The sequence below is a fragment of the Salmonella sp. SSDFZ69 genome (assembly GCF_004010755.1).
Taxonomy (GTDB): domain Bacteria; phylum Pseudomonadota; class Gammaproteobacteria; order Enterobacterales; family Enterobacteriaceae; genus Salmonella; species Salmonella enterica.
Genome location: NZ_CP034831.1, coordinates 1,951,025 through 1,966,497, shown reverse-complemented (window position 1 = coordinate 1,966,497; position 15,473 = coordinate 1,951,025). Strand labels below are relative to the sequence as shown.

Annotated in this window: 18 protein-coding genes; 8 read left to right on the top strand and 10 right to left on the bottom strand. The window is 53.0% G+C overall.

Features of this window, described 5'->3' with window-relative positions; all coding sequences use genetic code 11:
* Positions 1-14: 14 nt before the first annotated feature.
* A complete protein-coding gene (gene znuA, locus EOS98_RS09650; RefSeq protein ID WP_000939597.1) occupies positions 15-959 on the bottom strand; it encodes a zinc ABC transporter substrate-binding protein ZnuA in 945 nt (314 codons plus the stop codon).
* Between the two features lie 78 nt (positions 960-1,037).
* Here znuA and znuC point away from each other — a divergent pair, with 78 nt between their 5' ends.
* Complete coding sequence (gene znuC, locus EOS98_RS09645; RefSeq protein ID WP_000203013.1) at positions 1,038-1,793, top strand: zinc ABC transporter ATP-binding protein ZnuC; 756 nt, start codon at positions 1,038-1,040, stop codon at positions 1,791-1,793.
* Positions 1,790-2,575 carry a zinc ABC transporter permease subunit ZnuB gene (gene znuB, locus EOS98_RS09640; protein ID WP_000571508.1) on the top strand — a complete coding sequence of 262 codons (786 nt, stop codon included), beginning with the start codon at positions 1,790-1,792 and terminating at the stop codon, positions 2,573-2,575. Before znuC ends, znuB begins: the two co-directional genes overlap by 4 nt.
* 78 nt (positions 2,576-2,653) lie before the next feature.
* Here the strand turns inward: znuB and ruvB are convergent, their stop codons facing one another.
* The 3 genes from ruvB to EOS98_RS09625 form a co-directional block, all read right to left on the bottom strand.
* The gene (gene ruvB, locus EOS98_RS09635) at positions 2,654-3,664 is read right to left on the bottom strand and encodes a Holliday junction branch migration DNA helicase RuvB (RefSeq protein ID WP_000568508.1); all 1,011 of its coding nucleotides are present in this window, start codon (positions 3,662-3,664) and stop codon (positions 2,654-2,656) included.
* An 8-nt stretch (positions 3,665-3,672) separates the two neighbouring features.
* The gene (gene ruvA / locus EOS98_RS09630; protein ID WP_000580335.1) at positions 3,673-4,284 is read right to left on the bottom strand and encodes a Holliday junction branch migration protein RuvA; all 612 of its coding nucleotides are present in this window, start codon (positions 4,282-4,284) and stop codon (positions 3,673-3,675) included.
* Positions 4,285-4,643: 359 nt separating this feature from the next.
* On the bottom strand, positions 4,644-5,336 hold the full coding sequence (locus EOS98_RS09625; protein ID WP_000227320.1) for a hypothetical protein: 693 nt from the start codon (positions 5,334-5,336) through the stop codon (positions 4,644-4,646).
* Positions 5,337-5,544: 208 nt separating this feature from the next.
* Here EOS98_RS09625 and EOS98_RS09620 point away from each other — a divergent pair, with 208 nt between their 5' ends.
* Positions 5,545-6,144 (top strand): YebB family permuted papain-like enzyme, encoded by a 600-nt coding sequence (locus tag EOS98_RS09620; RefSeq protein WP_000716749.1) that lies wholly within the window; start codon positions 5,545-5,547, stop codon positions 6,142-6,144.
* A gap of 1 nt (position 6,145) precedes the next feature.
* On the opposite strand, the gene ruvC is transcribed toward EOS98_RS09620, so the two are convergent.
* From ruvC to aspS, 4 genes are all read right to left on the bottom strand, one after another.
* Entirely contained in the window at positions 6,146-6,667 is a 522-nt protein-coding gene (gene ruvC, locus EOS98_RS09615) for a crossover junction endodeoxyribonuclease RuvC (protein ID WP_000022509.1), read from the bottom strand.
* A 36-nt stretch (positions 6,668-6,703) separates the two neighbouring features.
* Positions 6,704-7,444, bottom strand: a complete 741-nt coding sequence (locus EOS98_RS09610) for a YebC/PmpR family DNA-binding transcriptional regulator (RefSeq protein WP_000907242.1) — start codon at positions 7,442-7,444, stop codon at positions 6,704-6,706.
* A 29-nt stretch (positions 7,445-7,473) separates the two neighbouring features.
* Positions 7,474-7,926 carry a dihydroneopterin triphosphate diphosphatase gene (gene nudB / locus EOS98_RS09605; protein WP_000653693.1) on the bottom strand — a complete coding sequence of 151 codons (453 nt, stop codon included), beginning with the start codon at positions 7,924-7,926 and terminating at the stop codon, positions 7,474-7,476.
* A 93-nt stretch (positions 7,927-8,019) separates the two neighbouring features.
* Complete coding sequence (gene aspS / locus EOS98_RS09600; protein WP_001258629.1) at positions 8,020-9,792, bottom strand: aspartate--tRNA ligase; 1,773 nt, start codon at positions 9,790-9,792, stop codon at positions 8,020-8,022.
* A 324-nt stretch (positions 9,793-10,116) separates the two neighbouring features.
* Here aspS and EOS98_RS09595 point away from each other — a divergent pair, with 324 nt between their 5' ends.
* From EOS98_RS09595 to cmoB, 5 genes are read left to right on the top strand one after another with little or no spacing between them, the layout of a single operon-like run.
* The gene (locus tag EOS98_RS09595; protein WP_126524014.1) at positions 10,117-10,683 is read left to right on the top strand and encodes a hydrolase; all 567 of its coding nucleotides are present in this window, start codon (positions 10,117-10,119) and stop codon (positions 10,681-10,683) included.
* Positions 10,680-11,498: a DUF72 domain-containing protein gene (locus tag EOS98_RS09590; protein WP_000639226.1), complete on the top strand. Its 819-nt coding sequence runs from the start codon at positions 10,680-10,682 to the stop codon at positions 11,496-11,498. Before EOS98_RS09595 ends, EOS98_RS09590 begins: the two co-directional genes overlap by 4 nt.
* A gap of 52 nt (positions 11,499-11,550) precedes the next feature.
* A complete protein-coding gene (locus EOS98_RS09585) occupies positions 11,551-11,946 on the top strand; it encodes an MAPEG family protein (protein ID WP_000252975.1) in 396 nt (131 codons plus the stop codon).
* A gap of 40 nt (positions 11,947-11,986) precedes the next feature.
* Complete coding sequence (gene cmoA / locus EOS98_RS09580; protein ID WP_000019609.1) at positions 11,987-12,730, top strand: carboxy-S-adenosyl-L-methionine synthase CmoA; 744 nt, start codon at positions 11,987-11,989, stop codon at positions 12,728-12,730.
* Entirely contained in the window at positions 12,727-13,698 is a 972-nt protein-coding gene (gene cmoB, locus EOS98_RS09575) for a tRNA 5-methoxyuridine(34)/uridine 5-oxyacetic acid(34) synthase CmoB (protein WP_001648733.1), read from the top strand. The genes cmoA and cmoB overlap by 4 nt, the downstream gene beginning before the upstream one ends.
* A gap of 235 nt (positions 13,699-13,933) precedes the next feature.
* On the opposite strand, the gene cutC is transcribed toward cmoB, so the two are convergent.
* Together cutC and EOS98_RS09565 are read right to left on the bottom strand one after the other, a co-directional pair.
* Entirely contained in the window at positions 13,934-14,680 is a 747-nt protein-coding gene (cutC, locus tag EOS98_RS09570; protein ID WP_001185780.1) for a copper homeostasis protein CutC, read from the bottom strand.
* Positions 14,681-14,699: 19 nt separating this feature from the next.
* Complete coding sequence (locus tag EOS98_RS09565; protein ID WP_126524013.1) at positions 14,700-15,269, bottom strand: VOC family protein; 570 nt, start codon at positions 15,267-15,269, stop codon at positions 14,700-14,702.
* Positions 15,270-15,473 lie beyond the last annotated feature (204 nt).

The window sequence follows — 15,473 nt, the reverse complement described above, 5'->3', positions numbered from 1 at the left end:
TATTCACTTCCTCGTTAATCTCCTTTCAGGCAGCTCGCATACTGGTTGGCTAATTGGCTTAAAAACGCTGAATAGCTTGTTTTACCCAGTTTAATGTTCGTCCCGAGGGGGTCCAGTGTTCCCATTCGAACGGATGTCCCTCTCGCCACGGCTTCCACGACCGCTGGCCTGAATTGTGGCTCAGCAAAAACGCAGGTTGCTTTTTGCTCAACCAACTGTGTTCTTATTTCATGTAAACGCTGCGCGCCAGGTTGTATCTCAGGGTTCACGGTAAAGTGACCGAGCGGGGTGAGTCCGTAGTGTTTTTCGTAGTAACCGTAGGCGTCATGAAAAACGAAATACCCTTTCCCCTTGAGCGGCGCGAGCTCGTTACCGACCTGTTTATCGGTTGCGGCTAATTGTGCCTCAAAATCCTTCAGGTTGGCGTCGAGTTTGGCTCGACTTTGCGGCATAAGTTCCACTAATTTTTCATGGATTGCAACCGCTGTAGCCCGCGCTATCTCTGGGGAGAGCCAAAGATGCATGTTATATTCGCCGTGATGGTGATGTACGTCACCTTTTTCCTCATCGGCGCCCGTATGCGCATGTTCATCCTCATCATCATCCGCGCCCTTCATGAGTAACGGTTTTACATCGGCAAGTTGCGCAATGGTAACCTGCTTATTATCAGGGATATTCCTGACCGACTTCTCCATAAAGGCTTCCATTTCCGGGCCAACCCAGACGACTAAGTCCGCGCCCTGTAAGCGTTTTACGTCTGATGGACGCAATGAATAATCATGCTCGGAAGCCCCATCCGGAAGTAATACTTGTGTATCCGTAACGCCATCAGCAATGGCGGAAGCGATAAACCCAAGCGGTTTAAGCGAAGCGACAACGGCGGCGTCGGCAGCCTGGGTTGCACTCCCCCAAAGCGCGGCGGATAATGCTGCGAAAAGAAGCGTATTTTTCTGTAACATAATGCGACTAATCATCGTAATGAATGTGTGAAATGTGATATTATAACATTCTATCACTTCTGCAAGCCTAAAATTAACATGACAAGTTTAGTTTCACTGGAAAACGTCTCGGTCTCATTTGGTCAACGCCGCGTCCTCTCTGACGTGTCGCTTGAATTGAGCCCCGGAAAAATTTTAACGCTTCTCGGCCCTAACGGCGCGGGGAAGTCAACGCTTGTACGCGTGGTTTTAGGACTGGTAGCCCCTGATGATGGGGTGATCAAGCGCAACGGGCAACTCCGTATCGGCTATGTCCCGCAAAAGCTCTATCTCGATACCACGCTTCCGCTGACGGTAAACCGGTTTTTACGTTTACGTCCCGGCACGCAAAAAACGGATATTCTCCCGGCGCTTAAACGCGTTCAGGCCGGACATTTGATTGACGCGCCCATGCAAAAACTCTCCGGCGGCGAGACACAGCGCGTACTGCTGGCGCGTGCTCTGCTTAACAGGCCGCAGTTGCTGGTACTTGATGAGCCGACGCAAGGCGTGGATGTCAACGGCCAGGTCGCGTTATACGACCTTATCGATCAGCTGCGTCGCGAACTCGATTGCGCCGTGCTGATGGTGTCGCATGACCTACATCTGGTCATGGCAAAGACGGATGAAGTGTTATGCCTGAACCATCATATTTGCTGTTCCGGCGCGCCGGAAGTGGTGTCTATGCATCCGGAATTTATCTCTATGTTTGGCCCGCGAGGCGCGGAGCAATTAGGGATTTATCGCCATCATCATAATCATCGCCACGATTTACAGGGTCGTATTGTACTGCGCCGGGGAAATGGTCACTCATGATTGAATTATTACTGCCCGGCTGGCTGGCCGGGATGATGCTGGCGTGCGCCGCTGGTCCTTTGGGCTCATTTGTGGTCTGGCGTCGGATGTCCTATTTTGGCGATACGCTGGCTCACGCGTCGCTTCTGGGCGTGGCTTTTGGCCTGTTGCTGGACGTTAACCCCTTTTATGCGGTAATCGCCGTTACGCTGCTGCTGGCCGCCGGTCTGGTATGGCTGGAGAAACGCCCTCACCTCGCGATTGATACCTTACTGGGCATTATGGCGCACAGCGCCTTATCTTTAGGACTGGTCGTGGTCAGCCTGATGTCCAACGTCCGCGTTGATTTAATGGCTTATCTGTTTGGCGATTTACTGGCCGTCACGCCGGAAGATCTTATCTCGATCGCTATTGGGGTCGTTATTGTGCTGGCCATTCTCTTCTGGCAGTGGCGCAACTTGCTGTCAATGACTATCAGTCCGGATCTTGCCTTTGTCGATGGCGTGAAGTTACAGCGCGTGAAGCTGCTATTGATGCTGGTAACGGCGTTAACTATCGGCGTGGCGATGAAGTTTGTCGGAGCGCTGATCATTACGTCGCTACTGATTATCCCCGCCGCAACCGCGCGTCGCTTTGCCCGTACGCCGGAACAGATGGCGGGCGTCGCCGTTGGTGTAGGTATGATAGCGGTTACAGGTGGACTGACCTTCTCAGCCTTTTATGATACCCCGGCAGGGCCATCCGTAGTGCTGTGTGCCGCGCTGCTGTTTATCTTCAGTATGATGAAAAAGCAGGCAAGCTAAGCGTGTGTTGCCCGGTGGCGCTGCGCTTACCGGGCCTACAAAATCGCCCAGGTCTGATGAGCGCAGCGACTTCAGGCGCTAAGGCATCTCTGGCGGCGTGATCCCGAAATGGTTCCAGGCGCGCACCGTTGCCATACGCCCACGCGGCGTGCGCTGCAAAAAGCCTTGCTGAATCAGATACGGCTCCAGCACATCCTCAATGGTTTCACGCTCTTCGCCAATCGCCGCCGCCAGGTTATCCAGGCCGACCGGTCCACCGAAGAATTTATCAATAACCGCCAGCAGCAGCTTGCGATCCATATAGTCAAACCCTTCCGCATCGACGTTCAGCATATCCAGCGCCTGCGCGGCAATTTCCGCTGAAATAGCCCCGTCATGCTTCACCTCGGCGAAATCACGCACACGTCTGAGCAGGCGGTTGGCTATACGCGGCGTACCGCGCGCCCGACGCGCCACCTCCAGCGCGCCGTCATCGCTCATCTCAAGCCCCATGTGCCTTGCGCTGCGCCCGACGATGTGCTGCAGATCGGGCACCTGGTAGAACTCCAGGCGCTGCACAATACCAAAACGGTCACGTAGCGGCGAGGTCAGCGAACCTGCTCGCGTCGTCGCGCCAATGAGCGTAAACGGCGGCAGATCGATCTTAATTGAACGTGCAGCAGGCCCTTCGCCAATCATAATATCCAACTGGTAATCTTCCATCGCCGGATAGAGTACCTCTTCCACCACCGGTGAAAGCCGGTGAATCTCATCAATAAACAGCACATCATGCGGTTCAAGATTGGTGAGCATAGCCGCCAGATCGCCTGCTTTTTCCAGCACCGGGCCAGACGTGGTTCGGAGATTGACGCCCATTTCATTGGCAACGATATTCGCCAGAGTCGTTTTACCTAACCCTGGCGGGCCGAAAATCAGCAAGTGATCTAGTGCGTCGCCACGCCGTTTTGCCGCCTGAATAAAGATCTCCATCTGGGAGCGCACCTGCGGTTGGCCGACATATTCCGCCAATAGCTTCGGGCGAATGGCGCGATCGGCGACGTCTTCAGCGATCGTGGCGCCTGCTGAAATCAGGCGATCTGCTTCTATCATCCTTTACCTCATAACGCGGCGCGTAACGCGTCGCGAATCAGTGTTTCACTGCTTGCATCCGGACGGGCGATCTTGCTTACCATCCGACTGGCTTCTTGCGGTTTATAACCCAGCGCCACCAGCGCAGCAACTGCTTCTTGTTCTGCATCTTCCGAGGTTGGGCTGGCCGGCGACGTCAATACCAGATCGACCGCTGGCGTAAAGAGATCGCCATGTAGCCCTTTAAAGCGGTCTTTCATTTCGACAATCAGCCTTTCGGCGGTTTTCTTGCCGATACCCGGCAGCTTCACCAGTGCGCCAAGCTCTTCGCGCTCAACCGCATTGACGAACTGCTGCGCCGACATGCCGGAGAGAATCGCCAGCGCCAGCTTAGGCCCGACGCCATTCGTTTTAATTAGCTCTTTAAACAGCGTGCGCTCTTGCTTATTGTTGAATCCGTACAGCAACTGCGCATCTTCACGCACCACGAAGTGGGTGAAGACGATTGCCTCCTGCCCGGCCTCCGGCAGCTCGTAAAAGCAGGTCATAGGCATATGTACTTCATAGCCTACTCCCCCTGTCTCCAGCAGCACGATCGGGGGTTGTTTTTCGAGAATAATGCCTCTGAGTCTGCCTATCACATGACGCTCCTGCGTAAAGGGCTGAAAAGATAATGCACTATCATAAAAAAAGACTGGATGTTTATCCAGATGAAAAACACTTATCCCGATATTTCTCTACTCCAACAACCCGTGATGGTTAACGACGGGTACGCTCCCCGCTGCGTACAAAATAAGTCGTACACTCATTGACAACTTTTTGCGTCCTACGCGAATAACTTTTTGCCAACATGCCGTGGCGCACGTTCGGTAGTCTTCAATAATGAGTATCCTGATAACACTAATAATGTATCCAGTACGAATGCCAACAGCGGAACATCGGGCCTCCAAAAAAACAGACCCGAGAATAGATTTAATAATATTAACCACTAGCGCTGAATTTAATCGCATGTTGTTTTATCGTCGCGCGCAACAGATTTTAATTCGCCATGACACAATAAATATTGTACAAACTCATTTTTCATGCCATCGAAATTCACGGCTGGCATCCCTTCTGAATAACTATAATAAATATTCACATACTCTTCGCTACTAAAAAGTGCCTGTCGTTTTGCTGCTAACCCACGGCCTTTTGCTGCAATATACTGGAAGCAGTGGCCGCTGGCGCCACAGCTCCGCCCATCATCAACAATATATATATCGGCAGCGTTAAACAGCTGTTCCAGCCAGCACTGGCGAATCGTTCCGGCCGCACAAACCAAAAATAATGATGCGCTAATCATCCACCCGGATTTTTTTACCGATGTCATAGCCAGGAAAGCCATAAAGCACGCTGCCTGCAGGCACAAAACCAGTTCTTTATTCCCGGCAACCAAATGCCACTGGTTAAATACTAAGGTAATGAAAACTGAACTCAATGTTGCCAACAGTCTGGTCCTGAACCGCCTGGCAGGGAGAAGCAAAAATAATAATGAAATCGTCCCTGGCTTTAATAAAAAAACAACAGTATTAGCCTCTGCCATATCAATACTCAAACAATAACAAAAACTAATAAACAGATGAAAGATAATAGCAACAAAAATATAAGAAAAATAAAATACCCAACCTATTCTCATTGGTTTATCATCAACCACGTCATACTCCCTGTCAATATGAGAGATCAGATGATGAGAAATTTACCACCTTAATCCCCCCCAAATATATTTGCGACATTAATTCCAATAAATGAAATATTCACCATACATATTTCGATGAGCCTAAGGCTTGTCATTTATCTGGTATAATGCTAACTACCCTGTAGAATAAATAAAAGGAATTTATTTCAAATAATGGAATGCAGAGATGAAAAAACATTATTCTGTCCAATATGAAACCGGGGATATCGTCTTTACCTGTATAGGTGCCGCGCTTTTCGGCCAGATATCCACCGCTTCACAGTGCTGGAGCAACCATGTTGGGATTATTATTGGTCATAATGGTGATGACTATCTGGTGGCGGAAAGTCGCGTCCCCCTCTCAACCGTCACCACGCTGTCACTGTTTATACAACGTTCAGCCGGACAACGTTACGCCGTTCGTCGCCTGTGCGGCGGCCTGACGGTCGAACAGAAACTCGCCATCATGGAACAGGTTCCCGCCCGGCTGAATAAGTTTTATCACACGGGGTTTAAATACGAGTCATCGCGCCAGTTCTGCTCGAAATTTGTGTTTGATATCTATAAAGAAGCATTGTGTATTCCGGTAGGCGATATTGAGACATTCGAAGAATTACTTCACAGCAATCCTGATGCGAAACTCGCCTTCTGGAAATTCTGGTTTTTAGGTTCAATCCCGTGGGATCGTAAGACGGTGACGCCAGCCAGCCTGTGGCAACATCCCAATTTAGAATTAATTAGCGCCTGTGGAATTGAAAACCCTCAACGCGAGGCTGAGGGAGAATGATTTAGCGCAACCTTCCCCGCGCCAGATTGAGTCGGCTCTCGCTCATTTGCATCGCGTTCTGGCTAACGTGGCAATGCGTAATGGCGATAGCCAGCGCATCCGCGGCATCGGCCTGCGGGTTAGCGGGGAGCTTTAGCAACGTACGAACCATATGCTGTACCTGGCTTTTTTCCGCGCTACCAATACCGACGACGGTTTGCTTCACCTGACGCGCTGCGTATTCAAACACGGGCAGTTCCTGATTGACCGCGGCGACAATCGCGACGCCGCGCGCCTGTCCCAGCTTGAGGGCTGAATCGGCGTTCTTCGCCATAAACACCTGTTCGATAGCAAAATAGTCCGGCTGGAACTGCGTGATGATTTCCGTCACGCCTGCGTATATGAGCTTCAAACGAGACGGCAAATCATCGACTTTGGTACGAATACATCCGCTGCCCAGATAGGTCAGTTGTCTGCCTACCTGGCGGATAACGCCATAACCGGTAATGCGCGAGCCGGGGTCAATACCGAGAATAATCGACACGCTATACCCCCTGCCCGCCGGCGTTTAGCAGCACCATTACAGGGTCGCCGCCACCTCATCAGAGATCTCACCGTTATGGTAGACTTCCTGAACATCGTCACAGTCTTCCAGCATATCGATCAGACGTAGCAGTTTCGGCGCGGTTTCCGCATCCATATCCGCTTTGGTTGACGGGATCATGGACACTTCGGCGCTGTCCGCTTTCAGACCCGCCGCTTCCAGCGCGTCACGCACTTTGCCCATCTCTTCCCAGGCAGTGTAAACATCAATCGCGCCATCATCATAGGTCACAACATCTTCCGCGCCAGCTTCCAGAGCAGCTTCCATGATGGTGTCTTCATCGCCTTTCTCAAAGGAGATGACCCCTTTCTTACTGAACAGGTACGCCACTGAGCCATCGGTACCCAGATTACCGCCGCACTTGCTGAAAGCATGACGCACTTCCGCTACGGTACGGTTACGGTTGTCACTCAGACACTCAATCATAATGGCCGTGCCACCAGGACCATAACCTTCATAGATGATGGTTTCCATGTTCGAGTCTTCATCACCACCCACACCGCGAGCGATGGCACGGTTCAGAGTGTCGCGGGTCATGTTGTTGGCCAGCGCTTTATCTACAGCCGCGCGCAGACGCGGGTTGGCATCCGGATCGCCGCCGCCCAATTTAGCTGCCGTTACCAGTTCACGAATAATTTTAGTGAAGATTTTACCGCGCTTGGCATCTTGCGCAGCTTTACGATGTCTGGTGTTGGCCCATTTACTATGACCTGCCATAAATATTTCCTCAAAAAAAGCGCGCCTTTTCAGGCGACGTTAATGACAAACTCTTCAATCGCTTGCCGGTTACTCCAGGACTTGGTAAGCGCCGCCGCGTCAGGCGCATCAAGCCACTGGTACGTCAGATGTTCAGTGAATATCACCTGCCGCTCATGCGGTAACGCAAGGCAGAACCAGAATTCTGTATTGTGCATGACGCCCGGCGCATAGCGATGACGTAAATGTGAAAAAATTTCAAACTCCACCGTACGTTGGCAGTCGATTAAGGTCAGTTGCTCTGCCGCAACATCAATCGTGACCTCCTCTTTGACTTCACGTACGGCGGCCTGCAACGCGGTCTCCCCTTCTTCTATGCTGCCAGTCACTGACTGCCAAAAATCCGGGTCATCGCGTCGCTGCAACATTAGCACCCGTTTCGTATCCTGCGCGAAAATAACCACCAGGACCGAAACGGGGCGCTTGTACACTTTATCCTTCACGCGACCTCGTTGTTGGCTGTTGGGTGACGGATGAGACTCGCCCCTGCGGGCCGCCGCGATATCACGCGAATGATGTCGTGTACATTGTTCATATCAGTTATTCTCGGCTTTCTTTACAACCTGAATCCCCAACTCCGTCAACGCTGCCTGGTTGGCGAAACTCGGCGCTTCGGTCATCAGACACGCGGCGGCGGTCGTTTTCGGGAAGGCGATAACATCACGAATATTATCGGTGCCGGTCAACAGCATGGTCAGACGGTCCAGACCAAACGCCAGGCCCGCATGCGGCGGCGTACCGTATTTCAACGCATCCAACAGGAAGCCGAACTTCTCGCGCTGCTCCTGCTCATTGATACCGAGAATACCAAATACGGTTTGCTGCATTTCACCGTTGTGAATACGCACCGAACCGCCGCCCACTTCATAGCCGTTAATCACCATATCGTAAGCGTTAGCGACGGCTTCTTCCGGCGCAGTTTTCAGTTCAGACGCCGTCATGTCACGCGGGGCGGTGAACGGATGGTGCATCGCGGTCAGACCGCCTTCGCCGTCGTCTTCGAACATCGGGAAGTCAATCACCCACAGCGGCGCCCATTTGTCTTCGTCGGTCAGGCTCAGGTCTTTGCCCAGTTTCAGACGCAGCGCGCCCAGCGCATCAGCAACCACTTTTTTGTTATCTGCGCCGAAGAAGATCATGTCGCCGTCCTGCGCGCCGGTACGTTCAAGGATAGCGTCGACGATGTCGGCGGTCAGGAACTTGGCCACCGGACTGTTAATCCCGTCCAGACCTTTCGCGCGCTCGTTAACTTTGATATATGCCAGTCCTTTCGCGCCGTAGATCTTAACAAAGTTACCGTAATCGTCGATCTGCTTACGGCTAAGCTGTGCGCCGCCAGGCACACGCAGCGCTGCCACGCGGCCTTTCGGATCGTTAGCCGGGCCCGCGAAGACCGCGAACTCTACCGATTTCAGCAGGTCAGCGACATCTACCAGTTCCATCGGGTTACGCAGGTCTGGCTTGTCGGAACCGTAGCGACGTTCCGCTTCGGCAAACGTCATGACCGGGAAATCCCCCAGATCCACGCCTTTCACTTCCAGCCACAAATGGCGCACCAGCGCTTCCATCACTTCGCGCACCTGTGGCGCGGTCATGAAGGAGGTCTCGACGTCGATCTGAGTAAACTCCGGCTGACGGTCAGCACGTAAGTCTTCATCACGGAAGCATTTGACTATCTGATAGTAACGATCGAAACCGGACATCATCAGAAGCTGTTTGAACAGCTGCGGCGACTGCGGCAACGCGTAGAATTTGCCTTTGTGCACGCGCGAAGGCACCAGATAGTCGCGCGCGCCTTCCGGCGTGGCTTTGGTCAGCATCGGCGTTTCAATATCAAGGAAACCGTGATCGTCCATAAAACGACGCACCAGGCTGGTAATTTTGGCGCGAGTTTTCAGGCGCTGCGCCATTTCCGGACGACGCAAATCCAGATAGCGGTACTTGAGACGCGCCTCTTCGGTATTAACGTGGTTAGCGTCAAGCGGCAGTGAGTCTGCGCGGTTGATGATAGTGAGAGAGGACGCCAGCACTTCAATTTCGCCGGTCGCCATATCCGCATTGACGTTTTTCGCGTCACGCGCACGCACGGTGCCCGTAACCTGAATGCAGAACTCATTACGCAGTTCAGAGGCCAGCTTTAACGCGTCCGCACGATCCGGATCGAAGAACACCTGCACAATACCTTCGCGGTCGCGCATATCGATAAAGATCAGGCTGCCAAGATCACGACGACGGTTGACCCAACCACACAGAGTCACCTGCTGCCCCACGTGGGACAGACGTAGCTGTCCGCAATATTCTGTACGCATGAGATATCCCTTAACTTAGCCGCAGGCGGATTGTTGCCTGCCATGCAGGCGACGAAGTCGCAGCTTTAGCTGTATGTCACAACTGGATGAAAAAAGGCGGCTATTATACTGGAAATTCTGCCGCACGATAAGAGTCAATCCAGCATGGGAGCGATAACTTGCCCGTTTCATGCGGGATCGACGCCTGGTTCATACTGACTGTATCCGGCTTTTTCACGCGGGTATTGCGTATGCTCACAAAAATTAACAATATTTGTCGCCGCTTTCCCCTTTAATCGCGCTTAAGGTGTAGTGAAATCCGCTATTTTTAGGAGAGTGATTATCATGCTGAAACTCAACGCGACCACAACCGCCCTGGTGGTTATTGATTTACAGGAAGGAATTCTTCCGTTTGCCGGCGGCCCGTATACGGCAAATGAGGTGGTCGCCCGCGCCGCGCGGCTGGCGGAAAAGTGTCGCGCCAACGGCTCGCCCGTGGTTATGGTACGCGTCGGATGGTCTGATGATTATGCCGAAGCGTTAAAACAGCCGGTGGATGCCGCAACGCCTGCGCACGCGTTGCCGGAAAACTGGTGGACCTGGCCTACGGCATTGGGTAAAAAGGACAGCGATCTGGAAGTGACTAAACGCCAGTGGGGCGCGTTTTACGGCACCGACCTGGAATTACAGCTTCGCCGCCGGGGTATCGACACCATTATATTGTGCGGAATCTCAACCAATATCGGCGTCGAATCCACAGCGCGTAACGCCTGGGAGTTGGGATTTAACCTTATTATTGCCGAAGATACCTGTAGCGCCGCCAGCAGTGAGCAGCATCAGAGCAGTATGACGCATATTTTCCCGCGCATTGGCCGGGTACGCAGCGTAGAGGATATTTTAAACGCCTTATGATCTACATTGGCTTGCCGCAATGGTCGCACCCGAAATGGGCGCGGCTCGGCATCACCAGTCTGGAAGAGTATGCCCGCCACTTTAACTGCGTGGAGGGCAACACCACGCTTTACGCGCTGCCGAAAGCGGAAATTGTCGATCGCTGGTATGCGCAAACTACGGACGATTTCCGTTTTTGCTTTAAATTTCCCGCCACCATTTCTCACCAGGCCGCGCTGCGCCATTGCGACGATCTGGTACAGGCGTTTTTTACCCGTCTGGCGCCGCTGGAAACGCGTATTGGCCAATACTGGCTGCAGTTGCCCGCCGCCTTTGGACCGCGCGATCTCCCCGCCTTATGGCAGTTTCTTGATGCGCTCCCCGCCACGTTTACCTATGGCGTAGAAGTTCGTCATCCGTGTTTTTTTGACAAGGGTGAGGATGAACAGCGGCTCAATCGCGGGTTACACGCGCGCGGCGTAAACCGCGTGATCCTGGATAGTCGTCCGGTACATGCCGCCCATCCCCACAGCGAGGCCGTCCGCGACGCGCAGCGAAAAAAACCCAAAGTCCCGGTACATGCGGTCGTGACGGCCAGCCATCCGATGGTGCGTTTTATCGGTAGCGATAATATGGCGCAAAACCGTGAGTTTTTCGCCGCCTGGTTGCAGAAACTCCCGCAGTGGCGGCAGACCACCACGCCTTTTCTGTTTTTACATACTCCGGATATCGCGCAGGCGCCGGAACTGGTGAATACGCTTTGGCATGATTTACGCAGCGTCTTACCGGAAATCGGCACTGCTCCGTCCATTCCACAGCAATCTTCTCTTTTCTGAAAATGCCCCCTATCATAGACAGTGCCATCAGCCATTTTAAAAGGGAGTTTGTATGGTAAGCGCGCTGTATGCCGTTTTGGGTGCGTTATTATTAATGAAGTTCTCTTTTAATGTCGTTCGCTTGCGAATGCAGTACCGTGTCGCCTATGGCGACGGCGGTTTTAGCGAATTGCAAAGCGCCATCCGTATTCATGGCAACGCGGTGGAATATATTCCTGTCGCGCTGGTGCTGCTGCTGTTTATGGAAATGAACGGCGCCGAAACGTGGATGGTGCATATCTGCGGCATCATTTTAATCGCCGGTCGGCTGATGCATTATTACGGTTTTCACCACCGCCTGTTCCGCTGGCGGCGGGCGGGGATGAGCGCGACCTGGTGCGCATTGTTGCTGATGGTGCTGGCAAACCTGTGGTATATGCCCTGGGAGTTGGTTTTCTCCCTGTATTAGCGCACAATATGCGCCTTTATTTTTCCCGGATGTATACGTTATGTCTCACCGCGACACGCTTTTTTCTGCGCCTATCGCCCGTCTCGGCGACTGGACTTTTGATGAACGAGTAGCCGAAGTTTTCCCCGACATGATTCAGCGTTCGGTACCAGGCTACTCCAACATCATCTCCATGATCGGCATGTTAGCTGAACGCTTTGTGCAGCCGAACACGCAGGTCTACGATCTGGGCTGCTCGCTGGGTGCCGCGACGCTGTCTGTTCGGCGTAATATCCGCCATGAGCATTGTCGCATTATCGCCGTCGATAACTCCCCGGCCATGATTGAACGCTGCCGCCGTCATATTGATGCGTATAAAGCGCCTACGCCGGTTGAAGTCGTTGAAGGCGATATCCGCGATATCACTATTGAAAACGCCTCGATGGTGGTGCTGAATTTTACCCTGCAATTCCTTGAACCTGCCGAACGCCAGGCATTGCTGGATAAGATTTACCTGGGGTTGAATCCCGGCGGCGCGCTGGTACTGTCGGAAAAATTTAGCTTTGAAGACGCGAAAGTGGGCGAGCTGTTATTCAACATGCACCACGATTTTAAACGCGCTAATGGGTACAGCGAACTGGAGATCAGCCAGAAGCGCAGTATGCTGGAAAACGTGATGCTCACCGACTCGGTGGAAACACATAAAGCGCGCCTGCGTCAGGCGGGTTTCGAACACAGTGAACTGTGGTTCCAGTGCTTTAATTTCGGGTCGCTTGTCGCGTTAAAAGCCGGAGTTGCCGCATGATCGAGTTTGGTAACTTTTATCAGCTCATTGCTAAAAATCACCTCTCCCACTGGCTGGAAACATTGCCCGCGCAGATTGCCGCCTGGCAACGCGAGCAGCAGCATGGCTTGTTTAAACAGTGGTCGAACGCGGTAGAATTTTTACCGGAAATTACGCCCTGGCGGCTGGATTTACTGCACAGTGTCACGGCGGAAAGCGAAACGCCGCTCAGCGAAGGTCAGCTAAAGCGTATTGATACATTGCTGCGTAATCTGATGCCGTGGCGTAAAGGCCCGTTCTCGCTTTATGGCGTAGATATTGATACCGAATGGCGCTCAGACTGGAAGTGGGATCGCGTACTGCCGCATCTGTCAGATTTAACCGGCCGGACGATCCTTGATGTCGGCTGCGGCAGCGGCTATCACCTGTGGCGGATGATTGGCGCGGGCGCACATCTGGCGGTCGGCATCGATCCTACACAGCTTTTCCTCTGCCAGTTTGAGGCGGTGCGTAAACTGTTGGGTAACGATCAGCGCGCGCATCTGCTGCCGTTGGGCATTGAACAACTCCCGGCACTGAAAGCATTTGATACCGTCTTCTCGATGGGGGTGCTTTATCACCGTCGCTCGCCGCTGGAACATCTGTGGCAGTTAAAAGATCAGTTGGTCAACGAGGGTGAACTGGTACTGGAAACGCTGGTCATCGACGGCGACGAAAATACCGTTTTGGTGCCGGGTGACCGCTACGCGCAGATGCGTAACGTCTATTTTATTCCTTCCGCGCCGGCATTAAAAAAATGGCTGGAAAAATGCGGCTTTATTGACGTGCGTATCGCCGATGTCTGCGTCACTACCACCGAAGAGCAGCGCCGTACCGAATGGATGGTTACCGAGTCGCTGGCCGATTTCCTCGACCCGAACGATCGCAGCAAGACGGTGGAAGGCTATCCCGCCCCGCAGCGCGCGGTGCTGATTGCGCGTAAACCGTGATGGATTGCCGAATGACCGTTACGTATAGCACCGTTTCTCCAAAATAGTTCAAGTTGCAGCAAGGCGGCAACGCAGCAAATCCCCGGGAACGTAGGTAGCTACGTGACCGGGGTGCGCGAGGCGGCCAACGCTGCTGCGGCTTGAAATATGAAGGAGAAAAAAAGGCCCCTGTTGAATTGGCAGGGGCCTGGTACGAGCAAGCATCATATTGGGCGACATGATGCAACGGTAAAAATCATTTGGCCTGATGGCGAACAATGATTCCTTTCATTTCAGCGACCGCCGCACCCTCTACCCTATAGCGAGAATACTCGTCCGCCTGTATATCGGCAGACATCGATAACCCCTGATTGCGATAGCGCATCGGCGAAGGCAGTAAGACTCCGGCGGAACTGTGTACTTCCCGTACTCCGGCATCGAGGAAATTCTGCAGGTTATTTGCACGAACCCCCGCACCAGCCATAATGGTTGGAGCATCCCCCTGGGCAATAAGTTCCATAATTATTGATAAACCTTGCGCCGCATCGGCTTTTTGTCCGGAAGTCAGTACTCTTGCTACGCCTGCGTCAGCCAGATTCTTTAGCGCATTGAAGGGATTAGCGCACATATCGAAGGCGCGGTGGAATGTCACCGCCAGCGGTCCGGCCGCCGCCATTATTTTTTCCATTCGCGACATATCGACATCCCCATCAACGGTCAACACGCCAGTAACCAGCCCGGGAAAACCCAACTCTCTGACGAGGCGAATATCTTCCAGCATGGCGGCAAATTCGCCGTCAGTGTAGTAAAAATCCCCGCCGCGAGGACGAATAATCGGATGTACGGGAATCGTAATATGCTCACGCACGCTGCGTAAGACACCCAGCGAAGGCGTAAGCCCCCCTTCTTTCGGCGCGGCGCACAGTTCGATACGATCCGCGCCGTTTCGCTGCGCGGTGAGCGCGCATTCCATGCTGTAACAACAGATCTCAAGTAACGCCATATTCACTCCGCTCGGCAGGTTAATGGGCCGCCTGTTCGCTGGCGACAATCGCTTCAATCGACCATGGATGAAATTTTACCGTGATGCGGCCATCGGTCACGGCCAGCGTAGGGTTTGGCAAACGTTCATGCTCGCCCTGTGGCGAACTGGTTTTAACCACTATCCCCGGCTGACTAAGCCCCTCATCCGACAACAACGCCAGAGCCCTCGCGTTCAAGGTCTCCGGCTCGCCGGGCAGCACGATTTCAATATGCTCCCACCCTTCGTGTGGATAGCGTTTTTCTCCCGGCCACGGTAATTCAATAACAGAAAACCGCCAGTGTTCCACACATACCGGTTCATGCAGTTTAAACAGACAAATCGGCCTGCCGTTGATGATATTTTCCGACAGTAGCTCGCCGCATTGTTCAAAACCGCGACGCCAACGCTCCGCCGTCGTATTCTGGTGACAGCGCAATGAAATGTGATCGGCCTCAAGGGTGCTAATCTGCAGACCAAGGCGAGTGGAAAGTTCTCTGAACGCCAGAGTGAATCGCGGTAAATCTGCGGAAATATCATGCAGTTCATCAATGTGTTGCCAGTTCGCCATATCAGGACGCTCTTCTTGCTGTGAAAACCGCTAATTTACGCTGTTGCGCCCCGGCAACCAACCTTTGATTTGATTGGGCGTTTATTGAATGCTTATGCAGATTATTGTTGCGTATATTTCAGGCGACGCGCCGCGCGCGCAATGCTGACGCCAACGGGCATTTGCAGTATACTCCCGCCCTAATTCTTAAACTGGCGCGGGCAA